This is a genomic window from Nocardia sp. NPDC047654, assembly GCF_043205035.1.
Lineage (GTDB): Bacteria > Actinomycetota > Actinomycetes > Mycobacteriales > Mycobacteriaceae > Nocardia.
The window spans coordinates 478,932-503,198 of record NZ_JBIDDF010000003.1; the positions used below are offsets into that span (position 1 = coordinate 478,932).

Here is a 24,267-nt window from a genome sequence, read left to right on the forward strand (position 1 = left end):
ACCGGTCGGCACCCTGGGTGGCCGAGTCGCTCATCGCGCGTGGACGTGTGCCGCGCCGGGAGCGCGCACCTTTCCGGTCGCGATCAGCTCGTCCCACTGCTTCTGCACTTCCTTCTCCGCCGCGGTGGCGACGAAACCGCTGGGCGCGAAGATCTTCGACGGCTCCTCCGGTGTCTCGGTGGTCTTCGTCTCGCCGGAGCGCCAGGCGCGGTAGGCCACGACGGCGCCGACCACCGCGACGATCAGCACCAGCACCGCGAACACGATCGACAACGTGCCCTGGATGAAGGTGTTGCGCACGATCGCGGTCATGTCGTCCTGCGTCTTCGCCGTCAGGCACAACTTGCCGGCGTCCTGCGCGGCCTGGCAGATGCTGTGCTGCTTCCAGTAGCCGAGCTTCGGGTCGGCGGAGAAGATCTTCTGCCACGATGCCGTCATGGTCACCAGCAGGTCCCAGACCAGCGGAATACCAGGCACCCAGGCCCATTTCGCGAGGCCCTTCTTCACCACGATCACCAGCACCACGGTCAACGCGATGGCCGCGAGCAACTGGTTGGCGATGCCGAACAGCGGGAACAGCGTGTTGATGCCGCCCAGCGGGTCGGTGACGCCCATCAGCAGGATCGAACCCCATGCCGCGACCACGATGGCGGAGCACAGCCACGCGCCCACCCGCCAGGACGGATCACGGAACTTCTTCGCCGCCCCGCCGAAATTGCTTAGCGCGTCCGAGAGCATGAACCGCGCGACCCGGGTGCCCGCGTCGATCGTGGTGAGGATGAACAGCGCCTCGAACATGATCGCGAAGTGGTACCAGAACGACTTCATGCTCGCGCCGCCGAGGAACTGGTGGAACACCTCCGAGATGCCGACCGCCAGCGTCGGCGCGCCGCCCGTGCGAGAGATGATCGACGATTCGCCGACGTCGCTCGCTGCCTGGCTCAGCTCCGCCGGAGTGACCGCGGGACCGCTGAGCCCGAGGCTGTTGGTGTAGGCCGCGGCCTTCTCCGCGGTGCCTCCGGTGAGGCCGAGCGGCGCGTTCATCGCGAAGTACAGGTGCTGGTCGATGATCGAGGCGGTGATGATGGCCATGACCGCGACGAACGACTCCATCAGCATGCCGCCGTAGCCGATCATCCGGGCGTGCGATTCCTTCTCCAGCAGCTTCGGCGTGGTGCCGGAGGAGACCAGCGCGTGGAACCCGCTCAGCGCGCCGCAGGCGATGGTGATGAACAGGAACGGGAACAGCGAGCCCGCGAAGGCAGGCCCGGTGCCGGTGGACGCGAACGACGAGACCGCGGGCGCGTGCAGCACCGGCAGCGTGACGAGGATGCCCACCGCGAGCAGCACGATGGTGCCGACCTTCATGAACGTCGACAGGTAATCGCGCGGCGCGAGCAGCAGCCACACCGGAAGCACCGAGGCGACGAAGCCGTAGGCGATCAGCAGCCACGAGATGGTCACCGGCGAGAGCGTGAACCAGTCCGCGCCCCAGTCGGTTTCCGACACCCAACCGCCGCTCACGATGGCCAGCAGCAGCAGCGCGAATCCGATCACGGAGACCTCGCCGACCTTGCCCGGCCGCAGGAACCGCAGGTACACGCCCATGAACAGCGCGATCGGAATGGTCATGCCGATCGAGAAGACGCCCCACGGGCTGTGCGCGAGCGCGTTGACGACCACCAGAGCGAGCACCGCCAGCAGGATCATCATGATCACCAGCACGCCGACGATGGCCGACCAGCCGCCGATCACCCCCAGCTCGTCCCTGGCCATCTGCCCCAGACTGCGCCCGCGCCGCTTCATCGAGACCCACAGCACCAGGTAGTCCTGCACCGCGCCGGCCAGTACCACGCCGACCACGATCCAGATGGTCCCCGGCAGGTAGCCCATCTGCGCGGCCAGCACCGGCCCGACCAGCGGACCCGCGCCCGCGATGGCGGCGAAATGGTGCCCGTAGAGCACCCGCCGGTCCATCGGCATGTAGTCCTTGCCGTTCTCCAGGATCTCGGCGGGCGTGGCCAGGTCGTCACGTGGTTCGACTATCTTGCGTTCGATGAACCTGGCGTAGAACCGATACGCGATGATGTAGGTGGACACCGCCGCGATCACGATCCACACCGCGTTCACCGATTCGCCCCGCGAGATGGCGAGCACCGCCCAGGCTATGGCGCCGAGTACGGCGATCCCGGCGAAGATCAATTTCTTGGCCGGTGTGATCGGGGACTTGTCGACCACGCCGACGGGCGGCAGATCGGGATCGGTCCGCAGATATTCGATTGTCGCCATCTGCCTTCTCTCCTGTAAAACGCGCAGGATCTTGCTGAAACACGTGACAACGTATCCGATCGATGATCGCCGTCGTGCCGATTCCGGACGCCGGGCGGGCACCGTGAAATATTGTTCATGTGTCGGCCGTCACCAGGTGATTGCCGAACGTATGCTGCCATGCGGTTCGAGAAGCTCCACATCCGCCCTGGAGGAGGGCTGTGTTGCGTGCGAATCCCGTCGCCCGGGTCCGTCGCCGGACGCTGCTCGGGTCGGCGCTGGCCGCGCCGCTGCTGGCCGGCGGCGGCTGCGGTTCCGATGACGACGCGCTGACCTTCTTCTTCCAGGCCAGGCCGGAAGAGGCGCGGGTGCGGCTGAAGATCATCGACGAGTTCCGGAAATCGCACCCCGGCATCCGGATTCGCACCATCGTGTCGGGGCCGGATCCGTTGCAGCAGATGCTCACCTACTGCGCGGGCGGTAAGTGCCCGGACGTGCTGATGGCGTGGGAGCTGCTCTATTCCGGGCTGGCCGAGCGCGGCGTCCTGCTGGATCTGAACACGCTGCTGGATCGCGACCCCCGCTACACAGCCCAGCTGAAAGCCGACAGCTACCCGGCGCTGTATGACACCTTCGCTTACGCGGGCGGGCAGTACGCCCTGCCCGAACAGTGGTCCGGCGTGTTCCTGTACTACAACCGGACCCTGTTCGAGGAGGCCGGGATCACCCCGCCGGCACGCTGGCGGGACGCCTGGACGTTCGACGAGTTCCTGGCCGCAGCCACGGCGTTGACCAGGCGCGACTCGTCCGGCCGGACCCGGTGGGGTTTCGCCGACGCCTGGGTGCCGTACTTCTCGGCGGCCTGCTTCGGCATGAACAACGGCGCCGAATGGTTCTCACCATCGGTCGACCCGACCAGGACCAACCTCGGCGATCCGCGCTTCGCCGAAGGCTTCCAGTTCTACGCCGATCTCGCCGTACGGCACCGCGTGGCGCCGAAAGCCGCCGACACGCTTTCGGTTTCGGCGCCCGACCTGTTCCGGCGTGGCCGGGCGGCGATGGCGCTGGGCGGCCACTGGCTGTACTCCGAATTCGCCGGGCACGACGATCTCGCGATCGACGTCACGGTGCTGCCGGTCGGCCCGCACGGCGGTCCCGGCGCCATCACCGACGTCGGCAGTACCGGCCTGGCCATCGCCGCGGACAGTCCGCGCGTCGAACAGGCCTGGGAGTTCGTGAAGTTCGCGACCGGGCCGGTGGGGCAGGCGATCATCGCCGCGTCCGGGCTGTTCGTTCCGGTGCTGAAATCGGCCATGAGTTCACCGGGTTTCGCCGCCGCGCACCGCGATATCCGCAATCTCGAGGTGTTCACCGACGGCCCGGCCAGCTCCCGCCCGCTGCCGGTGACGCCCGCGTGGGGCAAGGTGTCCGCCCTGCTCGAACGCGGCTCCAACCGGGTGCTGCGCGGCGCCGCCACCGCCGCGTCCTTGGACGGGCGTTTCGCCTCCGACGTCGACGCGCTGCTGGACACGCCGTGACCGGCGCGCAAAGGTCGCAAACATCGGGCAAAAGGGGCGTGGCCTCCCGGTTGGCGCGGCGTCGAGAACGGGCCGGGTGGGCATTCGTCGCGCCCAACGTGGCGGCCGTCGCGATTTTCTTGTTGTTCCCCTTGGGATTTTCGCTCTATCTGAGTTTTCATTCGTGGGACTTGTTCAGCCCCATGCGCTTTGTCGGGGTGGACAACTACCGGCGGCTGTTCGGTTCCGACCCGTTGTTTCTCATCGCATTACGCAACACGGCGGTTTTCACCGTATCGACCTTGGTGCCGACGGTGGTCATCGGACTGGTCGTCGCCGCCGCACTGAATCGAAAGGTGGCCGGCATCGGCCTCTTTCGGACCATCGCGTTTCTGCCGTTGGTCGCCTCGGCGGTCGCCATGGCCGTGGTGTGGCGGTTCCTGTTCACCGACGACGGGCTGCTGAATCTGGCGCTGGGCGGGCTCAGCATCGGCGCGGTGCCGTGGCTGACCGACCCCGACTGGGCGCTGGTATCGCTCAGCATCGTCACCGTGTGGAAGAGCGTGCCGTTCGCGACGGTCATCCTGCTCGCCGCCATGCAGGGCGTGCCGGAGACGCTCTACGAGGCCGCGAAGATCGACGGAGCCGGTGCGCTGCGGCGGTTCTTCGCGATCACGCTGCCGCTGATCCGAGGGCCGTTGTCGTTCGTCTTCATCATCACGATCATCAATTCGGTGCAGGCGTTCGATCAGGCCTACGCGCTGACCGGCGGCAACGGGGGACCGGAGACGGGTACATACCTGTTGGGGATCATGCTGTTCCAGCACGCGTTCGGCTTCTACGAGGTCGGTTACGCCTCCGCGCTCGCCTGGGTGATCTTCGCGATGCTGTTCCTGCTGACCCTGGTGCAGCTGCGGCTGGCCCGGCGTTCGGAGGTGGAGCAGTGAACACCTACGAGGTGGTGCGGCGCGCACTGCCGGTCCGGCGCGACCGCGCGAGCGTCGCGTTCGGCCGGGTCGACCGGGCGGTCGTGCGGCGCCTGCTGCGCGGGACCGCGATATACGCGGTGCTGGTGGGCATCGCGTGGTGCGCGCTGCTGCCGATCCTGTGGGCGGTGTCGGGCTCGCTGAAGCGGGACGGTGAGATCGCCGACGCGGCCTTCCTTCCGCAGCGGCCGCAGTGGTCGAACTACGGGAAGGTCTTCGAACTGCTGCCGATGGGGCGGATGCTGCTCAACACCACGGTCTACGCGCTGTGTGTCACGGCGGGGCAGGTCTTCTTCTGCTCGCTGGCCGGTTACGCGTTCGCGCGCCTCCGTTTTCGCGGGCGGGACATGCTGTTCCTCGCCTACCTCGCGACGCTGATGGTTCCGTTGACCGTGACGGTGATCCCGCAGTTCCTGCTGATGCGGGCGTTCGGCTGGGTGGACACCCCGTGGGCGATGATCGTTCCCGGCCTGTTCGGCAGCGCGTTCGGCACCTATCTGATGCGGCAGTTCTTCCGCACGCTGCCCGACGAACTGGAGGAGGCCGCCATCCTCGACGGCTGCAACACCTGGCAGGTCTACTGGCGGGTCCTGCTGCCACACACCCGTCCGGCCCTGATGGTGCTCGCCGTGCTCACCTGGATCACCGTGTGGAACGACTTCCTCTGGCCGCTGGTCATGATCCAGCGCGAGGACGTCGCCACCGCGACACTGGGCCTGGTCCGCCTGCAAGGCCAGTACCACACCCAGTGGCCGATCCTGATGGCCGCCGCGATCGTCATCCTGGTTCCGCTGCTGGTGATCTACGCGATCGCCCAGCGCGCGTTCATCCGCGGCATCGCGATGTCGGGGCTCGGCGGGCGCTGAGCAGGACCTCGCCCGCCAACGGGGGAGCTGCCGCGGGGCCTCGGCAAGGCCCCGCGGTCAGGTAGCGGACGGGCGTCGTCGGCCGCGCCGATCAAGCGCCCCAATAGGTGCCGAAGCTCCAGAGGTTGCCCTCCGGGTCGCGGACCGTGAAGCCGCGCGAGCCGTAGTCCTCGTCGCGCAGGTCGCGGACCACTTCGGCGCCCGCGGCGGTCGCGCGGGCGAACAAGGCGTCGGGCTCCTCGCAGACCAGATAGACAGAGTCGGTGCCGGTCGGGCGGGTGCCGAACGGGCTGTCATCCTTACCTGCCGAGCCGAACATGACGCCGCCGCCCAGCGGCCAGCGCAGTTCCGCGTGCTCCACGATCGACGGGTCACCCTCGCGGGTGTGGAGCGCGGCTTCCCGGAAGCCGAACGCCTCGACGAGGAAGGTGGCCATGGTGCGGGCATCGCGGAAGGTCAGCGTGGGCCAGACGGCGGTGCGGGTGCTGGTTTCTGTCGGATTCGTCATGGCTGAATCGTCATCCGGCGGACTCGTCGGCGGCTTGGACGGATGGAACCTCCTCGGCGAGCCAGACGGTCGGGCTCGTCCCGGCGAGGTCGGCGAAATCGCGGTCCAGATGGGCCTGGTCGTAATAGCCGCACGCGGCTGCCACCTGGGCGATGGTGATGTAGGAGGGCGTCTGCGCGAGCATGCGGCGGGCTCGTTCGAAACGCGTGATCCGGGCCGCGAGCTTCGGGCTCAGACCGAACTCGCGATTGAACCGGCGCGTCAGATGCTGCCTGCTCCACCCGATCTGCTCGGCCAGCGGGCCGACCGCGATCGCACCGCCGGAGCCGACCACGGCGCGCCAGGCCCAGGTGAGTTCCGGACGCACCGCGCGGTCGGGATCGGCGAGCGCGCAGAGCACCCGATCGCAGACGGCGAAACGTTCCGGCCAGCTCGGCGCGGATTGCAACCGTTCCCACAGCTCGAGACCGACAGGACCCACGACGTCGGACAATTCGACCGACGTGTCCCACAGCGCCGCCGCGGGCATGCCGAACAAGGTGCGGCAACCGAGTGGCGTGAGCGCCACGGCCACGCCCTCCTGATGACCGTCGTGCGCGATCAGTGCCGTGCTCGCCTGTAGGCCGCTCAGCACGCACCGGTAGTTCCGCGGAGACTGTCGCGGATCGGTCTGCTCGACGACGTCGATCGTCGGGCCGATAGCGACGATGAAAGTCATGTGCCGCGAAGGCAATCCACGATGGGTCGCCGCCGCGAACCCGGACATGCGATACCCGATATAGCGGTCGATGAACGCGGCGAGCACGGGCGCCGGACGCGCCGTCACCACCTCCGTGGTCGGCTCCATGCTGGTCAGGCTACGCCGGGGGACCGACAGATGGCGCGATCAGCCGACGTCGATGTGCTCGTGGACCGCCGTTTCGTCGGAGGCCGACCGAGCAGGCAGGTGGCCGAGTCCTCGCGGGTGAGGCGGATGCCGAACAGTACGTTCCCTCGTCGCGGTGCGGTGGGAGCCTTTCGCCGGGTTGTCCGTGAACTGAAGCGCGGACGATCGTCGAGTCGAGCGCTTGACCGCGCAACACCTGCCCCATCAGGGGCCGCGTGGTGCTACCAGGCCGGGCAGCCGTAGAGCCGGCGCCGTGCCGGCTCGCTCCCCGATGGGCGCGGACGCTGGTTCATGGTCGCGGTGGTCGCGCGGAGGGTTGACACGGTCGGACATCACCGAATAGGCGGACAGCTCTCCAGCGGCTCACACCGTCGGTGAGATGTACCACTACAGCGTGTAGTGGACTGTCTTCGCCCCTCGTGATCCGGTTACCGTTGCGCCTTCTAACGATTTCTGGAGGTGCGATGCGGCGGGTGCAGTACGAGCGCAGCGGTGGTCCCGAGGTGCTCGAGCTCGTCTCGGCCGAGGTGCCGACGCCAGGACCAGGGGAGTTGCTGGTCCGCGTCGAGGCGGTCGGGGTGACCCTGCCGGTGGTGCGAAAGGTGCGTGAGCAGCGCGAACCGATCGCGTTGGGCGGCGAGGTCGCGGGTGAGGTGGTCGCGGTAGGCGATGGCGTCGAGCGGTACACGCCCGGCTACCGCGTGACCGGGCTCGTATTCGGACACGGCTATGCCGACTACGCCTTGCTGTCGGCCGCCATGGCCTCGCCGATTCCCGACGGAGCGTCGGCGGTCGACGCGGTCGCGCTGGTGCGCAGTGGTCTGGTGGCTCTTGGCGCGCTCAGTGCCGCGTCTCCGCAGGAAGGCGAGTCCGCCTTGATCACCGCCGCCGCGAGCGGCGTCGGTCATCTCGCGGTCCAGCTCGCGCGGGTGCGCGGCGCGGCCCGAGTGGTCGGAGCGGTGTCGGATCTCACTAAGGCGGATTTCGTACGGAATCTCGGAGCCGACGACGTGGTCGAGTACAGCCGGGAGTCCTGGGGCGCTCCCGCCGACTACGTGCTCGATGCGGTCGGCGGCGACCTCCTGACGCCCGCGCTCGCGGCCCTGGCGCCCGGCGGCCGCCTGGTCGCCTACAGCTCCGGCGGGGGCGCCATCCAGGCATACGACCTGCTCGTCGGCGCGAAATCCGTCATCGGCTTCCAAATGGCCCGTATCGCGCAGAAACAGCCCGACCTGTACGAGCACTGGCGCCAGGAGCTGTGGCAGTACTTCGCCTCCGGCCAACTACGCCCCGCCGTACACGCCGAATACTCCCTCGAAGAAGCCGCCGCCGCCCACACCGCCATCGAGCGACGCGCCAACCTCGGCAAAGTCGTCCTCATCCCCTGAGGCGCGCCTTGCGAGTGGCACATGATCGCGCCGAAGTCCGATAGGGCTGCTTCGTGGTGTGCCACTCGCGGCATGGGCGGGGATCGCCGGGGCCGGTCTTGCCCGACGGTGATGTCAGTGTTCGTGTCGTGGGCGGAGGTATCGGCGCTGGTGTGGACGCTCGAGTTCGGGCGGCCGCGGGGGAGCGGAGCCGGTGCGCCGCGTAGACTCCCTTCCTCGTGAGTCTCACCCTCGGAATTGTCGGTCTGCCTAACGTCGGGAAGTCGACGCTGTTCAACGCGTTGACCAAGAACGACGTGCTCGCCGCGAACTACCCCTTCGCGACGATCGAGCCGAACGTCGGCGTGGTCCCGCTGCCCGATCCGAGGCTGAACAAGCTGGCGGAGATCTTCTCGTCCGAGCGGATCGTGCCTGCCACCGTGTCGTTCGTCGACATCGCCGGCATCGTGAAGGGCGCCTCCGAAGGTGCGGGCTTGGGCAACAAGTTCCTCGCCAACATTCGCGAGGCCGACGCCATCTGCCAGGTGGTGCGGGTGTTCGCCGACGACGACGTGGTGCACGTCGACGGCCGCGTCGACCCGAGCGCCGACATCGAGGTGATCGAGACCGAGCTCATCCTCGCCGACCTGCAGACCCTGGAGAAGGCGGTCGTGCGGTTGGAGAAGGAAGCCAAGGTCAAGAAGGACCGCAAGCCGGTCGCCGACGCCGCCAAGGCCGCGCAGGAGATCCTCGACAGCGGCACCACCCTGTTCGCCGCAGCGGACAAGGTGGATACCGAGCTGCTGAAAGAACTCTCGCTGCTCACCACCAAGCCCTTCCTCTACGTCTTCAACGCCGACGAGTCGGTGCTCACCGACGAGGCGAAGGTAGCCGAGCTGAAAGCCTCTGTCGCCCCGGCCGACGCGGTCTTCCTCGATGCCAAGGTGGAAGCCGAACTGCTGGAACTCGACGAGGAATCCGCCCTCGAACTCCTCGAATCCATCGGCCAGACCGAACCCGGCCTGCACGCCCTGGCCCGCGCCGGCTTCCACACCCTCGGCCTCCAGACCTACCTGACCGCGGGCCCGAAAGAAGCCCGCGCTTGGACCATCCACCAAGGCGACACCGCCCCCAAGGCCGCAGGCGTCATCCACACCGACTTCGAACGCGGCTTCATCAAAGCCGAAGTGGTCGCCTACAACGACTTGGTCGAAGCGGGTTCCATGGCCGCAGCCAAAGCGGCGGGCAGGGTGCGCATGGAAGGCAAGGACTACGTCATGGCGGACGGCGACGTGGTCGAGTTCCGTAGCGGATTAGCGTCTGCGAAGAAGTAGCGCGGCGGGTGTGTCACCGCTGGTAGAGACTCTACGAGCCCGCGTCCGGCCCCCGGATAGGGGATCAGTCGTTCGTCGGCGCCGCGCGCTGGTTGGATCGGTCAGCGCGCTGTGCGGCAGTAGCGGAGATTCAGTCGCCCTTGGATCCCCGCAGCCCGTTGGTCTTCCGCCGCCCGGCGCTGGCCGGTTCGGTCAGCACTTGAGCGGTCCCCGATGATGTCGATTGGGCGATGGAGACCGCGACCCTCAGTTGCGGTTCATACCGTGCGCGCGGCTGTCGAGGGCAAGCTTCCAGAACGACTCCCGCAGTAGGATCGTCTCTGCCTTCGTCTTCGGGTCAAAGATCTCCAAGATCGAGTACTGGAAGTTGTCTACGATGTGGCCGTCGCCTAGCTCTGCTCGCAGGTGCTCGAGTCCCCTGTTGCCGCCAGTCAGGTTCTTCAGGTTCGCGTAGCTGGACCACCGCTGCCACAGACCATTTGCCTCGCTCGAAGCGGATCCCACGTACAGCTGGCCGCTGCTCAGGTCGGTGATGACATATACGCCCTTCACGCTCGAGAGGGCGTCCTTCCAGCTCGGCTCACTATTCGCGAGGATGCGTTGAAGCTCTGCGTGCTTGAGTCTGACGTTCTGGAAACCAGGGAACGTGCCCAGTTTGGTATCCGGTGCCAGCTCGTAAACCGTGGGGTTGAGCTTGCTGTCCTGGAGTGTCTCGTACCAACGCAGATATAGGTCCCTGCCGACTGGCCTGTCCAGCTTGATGATCAATCGTTTGATGTATTCCGAGTGCATGGCTAGTGGCACCAGCTCGTACCCGGGGCCGCCGATCAGTTCGGGAACCATCGCGCTTACTTGGAAAAAGCCTCCAAAGATAAAGTACTGGGGACCGTATGGGTAGTACTGCGCGAAGGACAACAGAAATCTGGCGCGGTCCAGGTTGTTGTTCTGATGCCGTTCTCGGTGGCGATTCATGTTCAGCCAGTCCTCCGGGTCATCGGCGAGGAGGAGGTCCCAAGCCTCCGCGCCGCCGACACCCGCCCGGATGTTGAACTTCACCTTGGTCAGGTCGGGCTTCGGAACGGGCATCAAGTCCGTGAACTGGATCAATCTGGCTCCTAACATCTTCCGGCTCGTCTTCCCTGATCCAGTGTGGTGGGTCGTTCGAGCCAAGGGCGCGTGTCCTCCCATTGCGGCCAGCGTGAGCTGGGTGTGGCAACGGTTTGCCCATGAGATGGCGTTGCTGGGCGGACGTCGCGTGTTCACTGTCGATCGAGCCGGGCCGGTCCTGCGCGGCGTCTGCAGTCGGCGCCGCACCGCACCGGCTATGGAGGATTCCAATCCTTCTGCCCCGTATCCTGGATGACTTAGCGGATCGCGTAGGTCATGGGAGAGAGTCGACAAGTCCTGACAGAAAGTCCTGGGTGGCCGGATCGACCGCGTAAAGGACGACTCCCTGCATGCCGCGGGTCAGAAGTACCTTGTAGGTGTTGCGGATGAGAATATCGAAATCCTCGTCGAAGAGCCTCTTGCTCCTTAGCTTCTTGTCCTTGTTCGCGTCCCGGCGCACCACCAGGTTCTGCCCTTCGACCACGATCTCCGGCCCGAAAATTACTCCAGCCCAATCGAACTCAAACCCTTGCGCAGTGTAGATGCATCCGACTTGCTCGAAGCCGCGAGGGTCGTTAGCCCACAGCCAGCTCGGTGGGGGATCATTCGGCTTGCCGATGGCGTCGTGGTACTTGTTCCACGGCTTGGACCAGTCGCCGATCTTGACGTCGGGTACGAGGGCTCCCTCGTCGTCCGGGTCGGGAGTCCACTCCCAGCAATAACCGGCGGTGATTCTCGCGGTGACCGTGGGAGTGATCTTCGAGCGGAGGAAGTCCTCCATCTGCTGCGGTGAGCGGGCCACGCGGACGGTGAAATCGCTGTCTCCCTTCCACGGCATCGGCCCGAGCGCACGCAGCCCGAGAAGGTTCAAGACCCATTCGTCATACGCTGCACTACCGCCGCAGCGGAATTGGCCGTCGAGATTGATCTGGAACACCGGCAGACCGGCTCGGGCGGCGTGGTCCCGGATATAGTCGACCGTTCCGACTTCGTCAGGCCTTACCACTTGGTTCTCGTCGAGCAGGAAGACTGGTACCTTTGCGGCATCGATCAGCTCGACGATCTGCGGCGGCGGGTTGTCCCGGTCCTTCTTCGCGGTGAACCGGTCTGTAGAGACTCGGCGTATCCGGTGTGCTTCGTCGCAAATGACCACGTCCAGTGGGTACTCCAACCGTGGCAAGTTCTTGTAGTAGGTGATTTCCTTCTTCAGTTCGTTTTCCTGGCGGCCGTAGATTCTCCGGTAGGTCTTGGTGATGGCTTCCGAGCCCGTGGCGAGCCGCACCCGAAGCTCGGGTTTTTTCCGGAGGCTCATCAACAGCGACAGCGCGATGAGGCTTTTGCCGCTACCGGGGCCACCGGTCACGAGCACAATGGTTTTGGGGTTTGCTTTGTGTGACATGTTGATCCGACTCATCACTGCGTGGAAGGCGAGTCTCTGATTCTCGACCAGGGTGTCGCTACCCCTGGAGAGGTCGGCAGTTGTCGAGTTGAGGAGTGTTTCCTTCCGCCGGATGTCACTGTCGAGGAAGTGGGTGGCCGCCAACCGACCCGATGTTGCGGCGAACTGCGACTTCAGGTAGGTGACGAACTTGCTCTTCTCGCCCTTCTCGCCGCCGATGAACAGGCGTCCGAACTGATCGGGGTCCAGCTGGAACAACGGCTCGACGAACTTCTTCTTCGCGTTGTGCAAGTAGGCCACACCATGGAGTGCCTCAGGGTGATCGTGCAGTATGGCAATGTCGCGCTGAAAGTATCGACAGTATCCGCGGACCTGGTCGACGGGATGTAACTTGTCACCCTGGGTGTAGAGGGTCCATACGATCTGATCGCTATTCCACCCCAGGTGGGCGTCGGTCCATTGCTTCAACTCCACCACGACATAGTTGTCGGCACCTGTGGTGGGATGGACACCCGCAAGCACCACATCAACACGCATGCTTGAGCCCGGGACCGAACACTCGATCAGCATGCTCACTTCGTGTAAACCCGCAGTCTTCAGCACCCTGGCCAATGCTGGGAGACTGGCCTCCCACGATCGCCGTTCTCCCACGGTGCCCCGCTTGCCGGCCTCCTCAGTGATCGCAGCCACCAACTGCCCCTTGTGGGCCAGTGCTAACACTTCGCGAGCAGTCGATCGAAACGCTTTCAGCGTCACAGCCCCCCAATCGTTCGAAACTTGTGCAGCCCTTCGATGTTCCAGTCGAACTTACCCCGTCGCTCCCGCGCTCCAACGCGGCTTCGCCCATACCGAGCGCTGGTCGCTACCCCAGCACGCCCGCCTGGCAGCGCCGGGTGGCACCGGCTGGGCCAGGGAGTACGTGATACCCCGGTGGCTGAGCGACGTGCTGCCCGAATAGGCGCGATACCGCGGCCAAGACCACGCGACCGTGCGCCTTCATCCTGAACGCACAGCGTGGGACACCGATCGGACAGACCACCGCTGCACGGATTGCCGGTGGATCCTGTTGAGGTGCGTAGCATCTTCATGATCACAGGGCACATCGACTGCTCTGATAACCGGTGATGCGGCTGTCGACAGGTTCCTGTAGAGCCTCCGCCGCGGCCGGGGGACGTCACCTGCTAGAACCAGCGAATGGCGATCGAGAGACTCCAGCGCATGGTGGCCGACTTCGTGTCGGAAAGAGGGTGGGCCGGTTTCCACACCCCGAAGAACCTCGTCATGGCGCTGACCGGGGAGGTCGGAGAGCTCGCCGAGCTCTTCCAGTGGTTGACCGATGACCAGAGCCGAGCACTCATGGGCAACTCGACACGACGCGCCCGTGTTGAGGAGGAGGTCGCCGACGTCTTCATCTACCTGCTACGACTTGCTGACGTGCTCGAGATCGACCTCGTTGCCGCAGTTGAGGCGAAAGTGCTGAAGAACGCCGAGCGCTACCCGATCGAGCAGGTCTACGGCCGTGCCGTCAAGTACTCAGAACTCGATAGCGAGCGCTAGGTTACTCAGCGCCGGGATGCCGAAGTGTCGCGCACCTGTGCAATCTGTGCATCAACTCAGGTGAGGCTGTCGCTGTGAGGTTGTCCTCGACGCTGCGAGCGGGTCGAGTTCCGCAGCGGATTAGCGTCTGCGAAGAAGTAGCGTCGCGTCCGCCTCCGGATGCTCGCTCGATCGCTGGCGCCCGGGCGCACGCTTGATATCTGTATGTACGACTCTGCGGCATCGGCGTAACAGCATTGGCCGTCGCTGATCGAGAGAGATCTTTCGTTGTCGGACAGGCCAGCTAGGGTTGATGCTGTGCCGGGAGATGTTTCCTTTGAGGACCTCAAGACCACGAATTTGACGTTGGACAGGGTCTATCTTGGTGGCAGTCAGGGCAATATGGGCGACGATCCCTTGGCGCGGCTACTGCCGGTGGGGAACCAAGGAGGGTTTCGCTACGCAGGGTCGCCGAAGAAGCGCACGGTGCGAGTAGCCGTCTTGTACACCAATGGTGGGGAAGTCGACTGGCCGGACTCATTGGACCCGCAGACGGGAGTATTCACCTACTACGGCGACAACCGTGAACCTGGCCGTGACCTGCACGACACCCAGCGCGGAGGGAATCTGTTACTGCGTGACTCGTTTGAGTCGTCACACGGGTCTGTGACTGACCGTGCTTCGGTACCGCCGTTTCTGCTGTTCGAGAAAGCGTCACCCGGCCGAGCCGTCAGGTTTCGAGGCCTGCTTGCTCCGGGCGCAGAGACACTTCATGCCGACGACGAACTTGCTGCGATCTGGCGTACTAAGGAAGGGCTGCGATTCCAGAACTACAGAGCGCGATTCACGGTGCTCGAAACACCATGCCTATCAAGAACCTGGCTTAATGACATTGTCGATGGGCAGGCTGCAACGAGTGCCCGTGACTGCCCGCCGGTATGGCGGTCATGGGTTGAGGGCCGTACGTACAAGGCCCTGATTGCACCCTCAACCACAGTGGTGCGGTCCAAAGCCGACCAATTGCCTAACGATCCAGAAGGCATTGAAATCCTGCGGACGATTCACCGCTACTTCGATGGTCATCCACACGACTTCGAGAAATGTGCCGTTGCAATCTGGAGACTCCTCGCTCCCGCCACCGGGAGCTGTGACGTCACACAACGGAGCCGGGACGGAGGTAGGGACGCGATCGGTGAGTACAGGGTCGGTCCTCGGGCAGACCGGGTGGCGATTGACTTCGCGCTGGAAGCGAAGTGCAAGGCAATGGACAACTCGGTCGGCGTGAAGGAAGTCAGCCGCCTCATCTCACGACTGCGCCACCGGAACTTCGGAGTCTTCATCACGCTCTCGTACTTCAATGGCCAGGTCTATGACGAGGTGCGCTCAGATGGCCACCCAATTGCCATGATCTGTGGTCGCGATGTTGTTGACGTTCTTCGTGAACACGGGCATGGTGACGTCGCCTCGGTGAAGGCATGGCTCGATGGCTTGTTCCCAGATAACAGTCGTTCTACATGAGTTGTCGATGCCAGTATCTGCCGGACAGCCGACGGAGCAGGAGTGCGCGATTATTGTGTCGTCGCCCGTCAACTGCCGGAGATGAGCGTTGATCTCAACCTCCCGTAGGCGGATCCGCCCGTCGTGCGTAGAGGAAGGCGGAGATCTGTTGTGCTGCAGTCTGATTTAGCATCGCCCTGTGCTCCGGGCCGTCCGGCATCGGCAGATCTTCCGTAGCCACGCGTGCAGGCTGATTGCATCATCGCGGATGTGCTGCGAAACCACCGTCTGGACCGACCTCGCAACGACTCAGTATCTCAGCGTCGTGGTGGGCATCGGGACCGCGAAATACACACGGCTGAAACGGACTTCGTGCTAGCATCGCCAACGCGGGCAGATTCGCCCGTATGAGACGGAGGCCAAAGGCTCCGAGACCTGTCCCGAGTCGGACAGAACGGAATTCAATGACTACTGGCGCTATGCCCGAGAAGCCTGCTATCACGATGGAGCTGGAGCTCATCGATCCAGAAAAGGCGGAGCAATATCTGGGCAAGAATCATTCCAACAGGAATCTCCGAAAGGCGCACTACCTTTCGCAGGCGAGCGACATGAAGGCTGGGCGTTGGCAGCCTAGCCATATGTCAATAGCCTTTGATACGCGGGGTAAACTTATCGATGGCCAGCATAGATTGCATGCAATTGTCGAGTCGGGGATACCCATCTGGTTGTTCGTTGCCCGCAACGTCGAGGCTTCCGTGCAGGAGGTAATCGACACCAGCGCTGCGCGGACAGGTGCGGATGCTCTGAAGCTGTCTGGCCGCGTGGATTCAAATCATCCTGCGGTTGCAGCTGCCGCGCGTACGGCAATCTTGTGGTCTGAAGGTCATCACCGTCCGGTCCGTCGCGGTGTAAACGGAGCTCGTAAGGTGACCAATAGCGAGATCACCAGCTGGGTAGATGTCCAGAACCAGCTCCCCGGGGGCGCGCTGTCGATCACCGGAGCGGTCGCATTGGCCCGTAAATGGCACCAGGTAAACGACTTGATGTCGTTGGGATTAACTAGTTTTGCGACTCTGTTGCTCGGAAGTATCGATCTCGATGACACGGTTAGATTCTTCTCCAAGCTGGATGGACTGGAGTTTGATAGTGAAGATGACCCGGTCAAACAATTTTACTTGAGGGAAAATGAAGCTAAGAAGAGCAAGGACCAGTTGCGGATCTCTGAGCACTTGTACTTCCTGATCACAGCATGGAATTCATTCCGCGCAGGTGTGCCACTTGAGAAGCCGTTCGTTAAGAGCTTGAAGTCTGGGAGATTCAATGTTGTCAAGCTCGAAGGAAAAGCTAATAAGGCCGGAATAATGATCTACCCACAGGTGCCAGACCCGATCTAGCAGCAGGCAGGATAGGCGTTCCGCTCTCCGGACGCTTCCCGCGGGCTGCGCCCGCAGCGGATTAGAGTCTGAAACGAAGGAGTCGACACCCCGCAACAACCGATCCTAGCGAGCTTATGTACTGTTTCAGGATAACGGCGTCGACGTCGCCACAGGTGGCGACGATTTCCAGTGCGGATGATTGCGCTGCGCCGGGACTGCCATGCGGTGAAGACCCAAGGGTGTTACGCCACCAACTCCGTGAGCGGCTTCTCGTCGCTGCAAGATAGGCGAAAGTGTCGCGCACCTGCGCAGCCAGTGCGTCCACACGGGTGAGGTCGGCGCGGTGAGGTTATCTCAGATACGGACCAGCGGCGCGTTCCTCGGCCGATTTTGTCTTGAGATCGAAGAATTCGCGGATGATGCGTGCTGTCTGGGCGAGGCGCTGCCGTCGCCCAGCAGCAGGCTAGCTTCCAGTTAGAACGCTAGACAGATGAGCGTGACGATTGCCGCGCCTGCGGCCACGCTGAAACCAGCTGCGCCACTACCTCGGATGAATGCCTGAGCGAGGCTGGTTCCGTCAGCTCGGTGGACGATCCCGGCAACAAGACCGATGATGGCCGAGATCGCGAAGACCAGGAGTATCGACAGCGCGAAGGCCGGAGGATTGTCCTGTAGGCGAGCGTGAACGTCCATAGATGGACCGGGGGAGGACGTCAGAGTTGAAGCGGTAGCTGGCGACTGCCCATAGTCATTAATCAAGCCAGGGTTTATCACGCGCGTGAGATTGCATGAATGTGGACAAGCCGATATGGTCGCCATTGGCGGCTCCTCGATTGTGTTGATCCTTATGAGCGCACCACGACAACCGCCGAATCCGTGCTCCGCCCTCTGGTCAGGGCGGAGCACGGCTCGTATCGGACAGTGTCCAAGCCGATTAGCGGATCAGTCACCCGCAGTGCTGATACGCACTATAGCGGCTGATGCTGATGTGATTACGGCGCAATATCTGGCACTTCTGTGCCGGTTTTTAGTGAGATCGCCATTATTCAATGGCGAAGAGTGCATTCATGCAGGTCATGAATTTGATCGCATGATATCATGATATCATGCGATCAAATAATCTAGTGATCGAGATCACAAATATTCTTTGGCTTGGCGTTTCATAGTGCGCAGAATAGGCCCGTGAGTCCGAAGACCTGGACCGCGCGGCGTGGCGGCCGTCGTTCCGCAGGGTGGGTGTTCCGGCATGGCCGAGTGCGAAGAATCCGCGCACAGCTGTGGAGCATATTGACCAAAGTCGGGCCAACGTTCTGCGCTACATTCGAAGGAGCTAGGTTCGCAGTATGGCTGCTGTCGATAGCGTCGCATGGGCTATGCAGTTGGCTCGCCGCTACCTAGTGTCTCTCCCGCGTCGGCTCGCTCACGTAGAGGGTGTTGCGCGACAGGCGGTACGTGCCGCAGCGGTGGTCGACGATCCTGATCTGCTGGTGAGGGCAGCATGGTTGCACGACATCGGGTACGCCCCAGCGCTCATGCGACTCGGATTCCACCCTGTCGACGGGGCCGAGTTCCTCCGTGGTCGGGGCGTCGACGATCGGCTGTGTGCACTGGTCGCGCATCATTCGTGCGCTTGCATCGAGGCGCGACGCCGTGGAGTAATTCTCGAATGGCCCGACGAGGAATCCGCCTTGCGGGATGCGCTCTGGTGGGCGGACATGACCACGACACCGGAGGGAGACGTCACAAGCGTTCGCGAGCGAATCGCCGAGGTTCGGGAGCGGTACGGACCCGAGCATGTGGTGTCACAGTCCGTCGCCGAGGCGGCGCCGCATCTGATTGCCGCAGCGGAGCGGACGGAGTGGCGGATGGGGCTGGCTCCATCGCGCGCCTAGGTGAAATATGGCGCTGTCTTGTCCTCGAGTCCCTTGCGGATTCTAAGCTCTATAGACGGATGGATATCACGTCCGGGTAGTTCGTCCGGTGTTACCCACTCGACTTCTGACGACTCCTCGCTTGGCCGTAGTGCACCACCAACCGGCTCAGCGCGGAAGCAGATGGAGAACTCTTGCCGAACCTCGCCGTCGTCGTAGGCGATGACGTGGTCGGGATCAGAGAACACGCCGACGAGTTGGGTGGCGGCCACCTCGATTCCCGTTTCTTCGCGCACCTCGCGCGCTACGGCTTCGCTCACCGTCTCACCGGCCTCGAGGCCGCCGCCAGGAATTGAGTACTTGCCATTGTCGGTGCGACGAATAAGGAGTATCCGCCCTTTGTCGTCCTGAACGAGCGCACTCACTGCCACCTTGATGCTGTTCGCAGACGGGGCGTCTGGATCGTGAAAGTAGTCGGTCCGGGTCATGAGTGGCTCCCCAAGTTGGTTTCGTAACTTCCAGTCCATACCTGTTCGAAACTGGTTGTGTACGTCTCAAAGAGATCGGCGGCTGGCAACAGCTTCAGGTGCATCGCCGGGGCGTACGCGCCCGGCTGCCCGTACACGTGCATGTTGACGATCATCTCGTCGTCGAACCTGAAAATTGAGTTGTAGAGCGTGGTCCGGTGGTAGCGAATTTCGACACCGTCGATCTCCGCCAGTGGTTCGATGAGGGCCAATGCATTGCGAATCCTCGCTGGCACGGTCCCGGCAGCAAGCCGTTCTTCGGCGCTTCGCTTGGTCGCTTCGTCCTCGTCGGGATCGCCGAACAGCATGCGTACTTTCAGGCCCTCACGGGTCTTCTGCCTGATAGTCCTTGCGAAGGATGGTTCTTCCGCAAGGAACAGGCCCGCGAGAACGAGCACGTCGACTCGTTCTTTCGCTTGTGTGAGTAGGCGCGTCCACACGTCGAGGGGGATCGAGTTCCGGTGCGGATACACCTGGATCAATTCTGACTGTGCCATCTCGATTCGGCGCTCCGCGGGCAGCGCGTCCGGCCAGAGATAGTTCTCCGTCTCGCGCACCATCGACGCGACCTTATGGCGGTGGCGGGGATAGGGTCTGCGGCCCTGCGTGATCCATCGTTCGACGGTCTTCTCATCCACGCCCGTCGCTACCGCGACTTCGGCGAGATCCAGGCCATTGCGCAGCAGTGCTTCTCGAAGCCGGTCGTTGGGCATCGCAACCCCCTTGGGACGACTAGGGACGTCTTGACTGTACAGGAGACGTTCTGTCGACGTCCACCCCTGATGTCGCCAGCTACTGATTACGTCTGTCGATTTCCCGAAAAGTGAGGAATTGCAACGCATTTCCCTTACTTCTCGAAGGAGTGATCGACCGTGTCGCACAAGACGTTCGGTGATGTCAGTGGGTCCGACGCCCGCCGACTGATCAGCCTCAAGACAGCGGCCAACCTGGTCGACGTCGACGCGAAGACGATTCGCAATTGGATCGCCGCGGGCCACCTCCGTGGCTTCCGGATCAACGGCCACCTGCTGCGGGTCAACCACGCCGAGTTGCTGGCGCTGGTTCAGCCGGTGCTTGCGCCCGTACCTGAGGACGTGGCATGAGCACCGCGAAGAAGGCTGTGGACCAGCAGCAGAACGAGGCCGAGCGCTTGGCGGAGTACGTCGCCGAGATTGTCGCCACGGCGCCGCCTATCTCGTCCGATGCGCGTGCGCGTCTGGCGGCCGTCTTGGGCCGCAGCACCGATCGGAGGGCAGCGTGATGCGCTCCTTCGGCTTGGCCCTCGCTGCGGTGGCAGTGGGCTACACGGTGCTGACGGCGCCGGGGGTTGTGGGCTTCGTCCTGATGGTGTCCGGTGCGGTCTGGTTCTGGCGGGCGCAGCGTCGGTGGGGGGTGCGGCGATGAGCACTCAGTGGAGGCAGGACCCACCTGTTCAGGGGTACACGGTCACGCATTTCGACCGCCGTGGCGGACACAACCCGTTGCATTCGATGGCCGGGCCGGAGTTCACCGGCACGAGCGCGGTGTTCGCCCCGCTGGGGTTCTTGCCGCCGATGGTGCGGCTCGCCGCGTTTGGTGTGCTGCTGCTCATCGGCATGGGCGGCTGCACCGCTGCGTGGATCGATCATCAGGACTACGTGCCGTCGCCGAACATCTGCCGTCCGGTGGATGCCGGGGTTCCGGCTGAACCGGCGGGGTCGTGTGTGCCGCGGTCGCAGCTGCCTGAGGGGGTGGCGCGGTGAGCGCACAGGACCGTCGCGGGGAGCGGGCGGAGCTGGAGGCCGAGAAGGCTCGGTTGGATCTCGTTCACGGGGTGTTGGCCGACATGGTGTTCTCCGCTGGCGATGTGTCGGAGGCGAAGGGCTACCGCGACAACGACTTCGAGATGTCGAGGGCGCGGCACGTCGGTGAGCATCAGGCGCAGGTTCACGCCGAGCGAACTGAGGTGTGGGACCGGTTGCTCGACTACCGCCATGGTCCGGCGTTGGCGGTGAAGATCCGCGACCAGCTCGCGGCTGATCGGGACCGTTTGCGTCGGGAGCGTTCCCGCGGGATCGAGCGGTCGCGATGAGCAGCCGTTTTCACGATCCGGATGGCAAGCGGTTCGGTATCCCGACGTGGCCGTGGGGTTTGGCGCCGCAGCATCTGCGGACCCGCCGCCAGCTCGCCCGTGAGGGCAAGAGCCCTGGTGGTGAGTACGAGGCGCAGGTGCTGTGTGCTCGGGGTGGTTCGCGAGGGCCGTTGAAGGCGCACCTGTATGACGCGGAATCGGCGGTGCCGAAACGGTTTCGGAGCGAGGCGCAGTTGGAGGCGTTGCAGCTGGCGCGCTGGCAGCGCTCGGTCAACGCGTGTGAGCGCCGCGGTATCGATGCGACCGAGATGCGGGAGTTCATCTTGCAGGCTCGGGCGGATATCGCCGCGCGTCGCCGGTCGGCTGGTCACGGCCGTGAGGGCAGGGAGCGCAGCCGATGAGCGCGGCGGGCCGGTCCCCCATGTGCTCGTGCGGGTGCGGCGGTCCCGGGTCTGAGGGGCGGGGGTTGTGTTCGCCTGCCTACAACCGGTTGCGGCGTCGGCAGATGGCCTACGGCCGGTGGCAGCCGCGCGTCGAGGCCGGCGAGGCGCGGGCGCACGTGGAGCGGTTGCTGGGTGCGGGGTTGCGGAAGACGCATGTGGCGGCGTTGGCGGGAGTCTCGAAGGCCACGGTCGTCAATGTCACCCGCGCGGACACCGAACGCATCAGCGCCGATATCGAGCGCGCCCTGCTCGCTGTCGAGGTCCCCGAACGCGTCGCGGACGTAACCGAGGCGAACGCGCGGGTGCCGATCGTCGGGGCTCGTCGTCGGGTGCAGGCGCTGGTGGCGTTCGGCTATCCGCAATCGCATCTGGCGCGGGAGCTGGGGCTCGATCCTAGTCACGCGACGTTCTCGGCCTTGGTGGGGCGCCGTCTGCCGGTCGACCACACCGGTCAGACCATCTCGGCTGAGCGCGAACGGGCGATCAAGGCGCTGTTCGACCGTTTGCAGCTGACCCCGGGGCCGTCGCAGCGGGCCCGCGACTACGGCCGCACACGGAAGTGGCCGCTGCCGTTCGAGTGGGACGAAACCGCGCTGGACGACCCGCGCGGTCGGCCGCAGCGCGGGCGCTGGACACCGCCGAAGAGGACCGAGCGCCGTGACGCGCGCCGGGAGCAAGTGGCGGCGCTGACCGCACAAGGGCTGTCGGCCGACCAGATCGCCGAGCAACTCGGGATCACGGCACGCACCGTCGTCCGCGACCGCAGCGAAGCGACGACCACGCAACCGGCGCCTGCGCGGCGGGATTCGGAGATTGACGTCATGGGCGAAGTCGCCGTGCAGGCGCGCCGCGATATCGCCGCCCGCCGCGCGGCCCCCATCGATCGAAGGGAGCGAACCCGATGAACCACAACACGAGGACGGCGCCACGGCCGGATCGCTACGCGGGGTTGGAGTTCGACTACCGCGATCAGATCATCGCCGGACTGCGGGCGGCCGGCGCGGCGTATCAGGAGATCGCCCGGACGCTCGGTGTGCGAGCGCGGCAGGTCGAGCAGGTCCTGGGTGAGGTCGCGGCGTTGCGGGCCCGGGAGGTCAGTCAGGCCGAGATCGCCCGCCGGGTCGGGTTGCCGCGCACCACGGTGCAGGACTTGCTGCGTAGTGAGCGGGTGGCCCGGTCGACGCCGCGGAAGACGCAGGCGTTGCGCGGGTTGGTGGATATGCACGCCATGCAGTTGGACGTGTTGGGCTGGTTTCTGGGCATGGAACGCAACCACGTCTACAGCCTGGCCAAGCAGCTGCACGCCGAAGGCCGCATCTACGACCTCGACGATGTCCAGGCCGGGGAGAAGTGGGTGGTCCCGACGCGGGTGACCGCCGCCCGCTACCTGGGATGGCGTCCCGCCGACTGGCATCCGCCGTTGGGGTTGGCCGAGCACTACCGCGCGGTGGCCCAGGCCCGGATCATGCTCATCGGTTCCGACCCGCAGCTGTGGGTGTCCGAGCGCGTGTTGCGGCACCGGGTCGGCGCGACCGCCCCCGCCACGCCCAAGACCGGCGAGGTGGAGGTGTCCACCGGCCGGGAGCCGCGGTTGGGTCGCCCGCACGTGCACGACGGCCGGTTCCTCGGTGTGGTGAAGGGCCGCCACGGCTGGTGGGCGGTCGAGGTCGAGTTGTCGAAGAAGGACCCCGAGTACATGGATATCGCGCTGCGAGGCGCGATCCGCGCCGCCCGCGACAGCCGCGAAGAAGCGATGGTCGGCGTGCTGTACCTGTGCCGCACCCCCGCGGTGTTCAAGAACGTCACCGCGGCATCGGAGCGGTTGCCCGACAACGAATTCGGCGACCTCGCGCTGGATCTGGTGATCCGTGACTTCGACAGCGAATGGGCGAAATTCCTGCCCCGCTACGCGGCGATGCGCGAAGCCGCCAAGCAGCAAAGCCCCAACCGGCGCCGTCGCCGCACCCTCATTCATCTCCCTCAGGAAGCAGCATCATGAGCAACCCCAACTGCACCCCGATCCTCACTCCCGACGACTGCGATCCCTTGCACACCGCGACTCCGGCCGCGCCGTCGATCAGCCAGGGGCCGCCGCCGATGGTCGTGCAAAACCCGCCGCCGTCCATCGGGATTCACCCCGAGAAGCCGCCGATCCACCAGCTCGACGGCATCGACCTGCCCGATCTGTCGGCGGTCGGCCACGTCGCGGCCACGGCGACGGTGTGTGGTCTGGTGATCGTGGCCATGCTGGTCATGATCGTCGCGGTCGCGGCGCGGTGGCCGCTGGCGCCGCACCGGCTGCGGAACTTCGCCATCGCCTCCCTGCTGCTGCCCGCCACCTCGGCACTGGCCGGCGGTTCCTGGACCACGCCTGCCTCCCTGTTGTGGTCTGGCGCCAGCCAGCTCGCCGATGGTGATTGGTCGGGGCTGCGGATGATGCTTGCGCTCGGGGTGCCGTTCGCCGCGTTGACCGCCACGTACGTGTGGGCGAAGTTCGTGCACAAGACCCACACCGTCGGCTTGAAGAGCCTGGGCCGGACGGAGCGGGTGAAGGACGCGATGCTCGCCCGCCAGTTCGCCCGCGCCGCCGCCACGGCGAAGTTGGGCGCCCCGTACACGGTGGCATCGGGGATCGTGCTCGGCCCGCTGGCAAACACCACGACCTCGAAGACACCCGGGTTGTGGCAGGAACTCTCGGCGCGGCATCA

Annotated in this window: 25 protein-coding genes; 18 read left to right on the forward strand and 7 right to left on the reverse strand. The window is 64.7% G+C overall.

Annotated features, from left to right (window positions below; all coding sequences use genetic code 11):
• Positions 1 to 30: 30 nt before the first annotated feature.
• Entirely contained in the window at positions 31 to 2,289 is a 2,259-nt protein-coding gene (locus ACGF7Y_RS15475; RefSeq protein WP_393233922.1) for a carbon starvation CstA family protein, read from the reverse strand.
• A 203-nt stretch (positions 2,290 to 2,492) separates the two neighbouring features.
• Between ACGF7Y_RS15475 and ACGF7Y_RS15480 the strand changes: the two genes are divergently transcribed.
• The 3 genes from ACGF7Y_RS15480 (at position 2,493) to ACGF7Y_RS15490 (ending at position 5,637) form a co-directional block, all read left to right on the forward strand.
• Positions 2,493 to 3,806 carry an ABC transporter substrate-binding protein gene (locus ACGF7Y_RS15480; RefSeq protein WP_393233924.1) on the forward strand — a complete coding sequence of 438 codons (1,314 nt, stop codon included), beginning with the start codon at positions 2,493 to 2,495 and terminating at the stop codon, positions 3,804 to 3,806.
• A 50-nt stretch (positions 3,807 to 3,856) separates the two neighbouring features.
• A complete protein-coding gene (locus ACGF7Y_RS15485) occupies positions 3,857 to 4,732 on the forward strand; it encodes a carbohydrate ABC transporter permease (protein ID WP_393234018.1) in 876 nt (291 codons plus the stop codon).
• 83 nt (positions 4,733 to 4,815) lie between these two features.
• On the forward strand, positions 4,816 to 5,637 hold the full coding sequence (locus tag ACGF7Y_RS15490) for a carbohydrate ABC transporter permease (protein WP_393234021.1): 822 nt from the start codon (positions 4,816 to 4,818) through the stop codon (positions 5,635 to 5,637).
• 91 nt (positions 5,638 to 5,728) lie between these two features.
• On the opposite strand, the gene ACGF7Y_RS15495 is transcribed toward ACGF7Y_RS15490, so the two are convergent.
• Positions 5,729 to 6,145: a VOC family protein gene (locus ACGF7Y_RS15495; RefSeq protein ID WP_393233927.1), complete on the reverse strand. Its 417-nt coding sequence runs from the start codon at positions 6,143 to 6,145 to the stop codon at positions 5,729 to 5,731.
• Positions 6,146 to 6,155: 10 nt separating this feature from the next.
• A complete protein-coding gene (locus ACGF7Y_RS15500; protein WP_393233929.1) occupies positions 6,156 to 6,992 on the reverse strand; it encodes a helix-turn-helix domain-containing protein in 837 nt (278 codons plus the stop codon).
• A gap of 503 nt (positions 6,993 to 7,495) precedes the next feature.
• Here ACGF7Y_RS15500 and ACGF7Y_RS15505 point away from each other — a divergent pair.
• The gene (locus ACGF7Y_RS15505; RefSeq protein WP_393233931.1) at positions 7,496 to 8,419 is read left to right on the forward strand and encodes a zinc-binding alcohol dehydrogenase family protein; all 924 of its coding nucleotides are present in this window, start codon (positions 7,496 to 7,498) and stop codon (positions 8,417 to 8,419) included.
• A 218-nt stretch (positions 8,420 to 8,637) separates the two neighbouring features.
• Positions 8,638 to 9,732, forward strand: a complete 1,095-nt coding sequence (gene ychF / locus ACGF7Y_RS15510) for a redox-regulated ATPase YchF (RefSeq protein ID WP_393233933.1) — start codon at positions 8,638 to 8,640, stop codon at positions 9,730 to 9,732.
• A 246-nt stretch (positions 9,733 to 9,978) separates the two neighbouring features.
• Here the strand turns inward: ychF and ACGF7Y_RS15515 are convergent, their stop codons facing one another.
• A complete protein-coding gene (locus ACGF7Y_RS15515; RefSeq protein WP_393233936.1) occupies positions 9,979 to 10,839 on the reverse strand; it encodes a GIY-YIG nuclease family protein in 861 nt (286 codons plus the stop codon).
• A 274-nt stretch (positions 10,840 to 11,113) separates the two neighbouring features.
• Complete coding sequence (locus ACGF7Y_RS15520; protein ID WP_393233938.1) at positions 11,114 to 12,994, reverse strand: DNA/RNA helicase domain-containing protein; 1,881 nt, start codon at positions 12,992 to 12,994, stop codon at positions 11,114 to 11,116.
• 438 nt (positions 12,995 to 13,432) lie between these two features.
• Between ACGF7Y_RS15520 and ACGF7Y_RS15525 the strand changes: the two genes are divergently transcribed.
• The 4 genes from ACGF7Y_RS15525 to ACGF7Y_RS15540 all read left to right on the forward strand — a co-directional run bounded on the left by ACGF7Y_RS15525 (position 13,433) and on the right by ACGF7Y_RS15540 (position 18,539).
• Positions 13,433 to 13,795 (forward strand): nucleotide pyrophosphohydrolase, encoded by a 363-nt coding sequence (locus tag ACGF7Y_RS15525; protein WP_393233940.1) that lies wholly within the window; start codon positions 13,433 to 13,435, stop codon positions 13,793 to 13,795.
• 297 nt (positions 13,796 to 14,092) lie between these two features.
• Positions 14,093 to 15,292 (forward strand): restriction endonuclease, encoded by a 1,200-nt coding sequence (locus ACGF7Y_RS15530; protein WP_393233943.1) that lies wholly within the window; start codon positions 14,093 to 14,095, stop codon positions 15,290 to 15,292.
• Positions 15,293 to 15,750: 458 nt separating this feature from the next.
• Positions 15,751 to 16,665 carry a hypothetical protein gene (locus ACGF7Y_RS15535; protein ID WP_393233946.1) on the forward strand — a complete coding sequence of 305 codons (915 nt, stop codon included), beginning with the start codon at positions 15,751 to 15,753 and terminating at the stop codon, positions 16,663 to 16,665.
• Between the two features lie 1,355 nt (positions 16,666 to 18,020).
• Positions 18,021 to 18,539 (forward strand): HD domain-containing protein, encoded by a 519-nt coding sequence (locus ACGF7Y_RS15540; RefSeq protein ID WP_393234023.1) that lies wholly within the window; start codon positions 18,021 to 18,023, stop codon positions 18,537 to 18,539.
• Here the strand turns inward: ACGF7Y_RS15540 and ACGF7Y_RS15545 are convergent.
• Positions 18,536 to 19,006, reverse strand: a complete 471-nt coding sequence (locus ACGF7Y_RS15545; RefSeq protein ID WP_393233948.1) for an NUDIX hydrolase — start codon at positions 19,004 to 19,006, stop codon at positions 18,536 to 18,538. The two genes, ACGF7Y_RS15540 and ACGF7Y_RS15545, sit on opposite strands and share 4 nt — an antisense overlap.
• Positions 19,003 to 19,758: an XRE family transcriptional regulator gene (locus ACGF7Y_RS15550; RefSeq protein ID WP_393233950.1), complete on the reverse strand. Its 756-nt coding sequence runs from the start codon at positions 19,756 to 19,758 to the stop codon at positions 19,003 to 19,005. The genes ACGF7Y_RS15545 and ACGF7Y_RS15550 overlap by 4 nt, the downstream gene beginning before the upstream one ends.
• 159 nt (positions 19,759 to 19,917) lie before the next feature.
• Here ACGF7Y_RS15550 and ACGF7Y_RS15555 point away from each other — a divergent pair, with 159 nt between their 5' ends.
• The 9 genes from ACGF7Y_RS15555 to ACGF7Y_RS15595 all read left to right on the forward strand — a co-directional run.
• Positions 19,918 to 20,148, forward strand: coding sequence for a helix-turn-helix domain-containing protein (locus ACGF7Y_RS15555; RefSeq protein WP_063025242.1), 231 nt, complete (start codon positions 19,918 to 19,920; stop codon positions 20,146 to 20,148).
• On the forward strand, positions 20,145 to 20,306 hold the full coding sequence (locus ACGF7Y_RS15560) for a hypothetical protein (RefSeq protein WP_393233953.1): 162 nt from the start codon (positions 20,145 to 20,147) through the stop codon (positions 20,304 to 20,306). Before ACGF7Y_RS15555 ends, ACGF7Y_RS15560 begins: the two co-directional genes overlap by 4 nt.
• Entirely contained in the window at positions 20,303 to 20,449 is a 147-nt protein-coding gene (locus ACGF7Y_RS15565) for a hypothetical protein (RefSeq protein WP_280297074.1), read from the forward strand. The genes ACGF7Y_RS15560 and ACGF7Y_RS15565 overlap by 4 nt, the downstream gene beginning before the upstream one ends.
• Positions 20,446 to 20,787 (forward strand): hypothetical protein, encoded by a 342-nt coding sequence (locus ACGF7Y_RS15570; RefSeq protein ID WP_393233955.1) that lies wholly within the window; start codon positions 20,446 to 20,448, stop codon positions 20,785 to 20,787. Before ACGF7Y_RS15565 ends, ACGF7Y_RS15570 begins: the two co-directional genes overlap by 4 nt.
• Positions 20,784 to 21,116 carry a hypothetical protein gene (locus tag ACGF7Y_RS15575; protein WP_393233958.1) on the forward strand — a complete coding sequence of 111 codons (333 nt, stop codon included), beginning with the start codon at positions 20,784 to 20,786 and terminating at the stop codon, positions 21,114 to 21,116. The genes ACGF7Y_RS15570 and ACGF7Y_RS15575 overlap by 4 nt, the downstream gene beginning before the upstream one ends.
• Positions 21,113 to 21,517 (forward strand): hypothetical protein, encoded by a 405-nt coding sequence (locus ACGF7Y_RS15580; RefSeq protein ID WP_393233961.1) that lies wholly within the window; start codon positions 21,113 to 21,115, stop codon positions 21,515 to 21,517. Before ACGF7Y_RS15575 ends, ACGF7Y_RS15580 begins: the two co-directional genes overlap by 4 nt.
• Positions 21,518 to 21,582: 65 nt before the next feature.
• The gene (locus ACGF7Y_RS15585) at positions 21,583 to 22,464 is read left to right on the forward strand and encodes a helix-turn-helix domain-containing protein (RefSeq protein ID WP_393233963.1); all 882 of its coding nucleotides are present in this window, start codon (positions 21,583 to 21,585) and stop codon (positions 22,462 to 22,464) included.
• On the forward strand, positions 22,461 to 23,558 hold the full coding sequence (locus ACGF7Y_RS15590) for a hypothetical protein (RefSeq protein WP_393233966.1): 1,098 nt from the start codon (positions 22,461 to 22,463) through the stop codon (positions 23,556 to 23,558). Before ACGF7Y_RS15585 ends, ACGF7Y_RS15590 begins: the two co-directional genes overlap by 4 nt.
• A partial coding sequence (locus tag ACGF7Y_RS15595; protein ID WP_393233969.1) for a hypothetical protein occupies positions 23,555 to 24,267 on the forward strand: 713 nt, incomplete at its 3' end. The genes ACGF7Y_RS15590 and ACGF7Y_RS15595, both read left to right, overlap by 4 nt.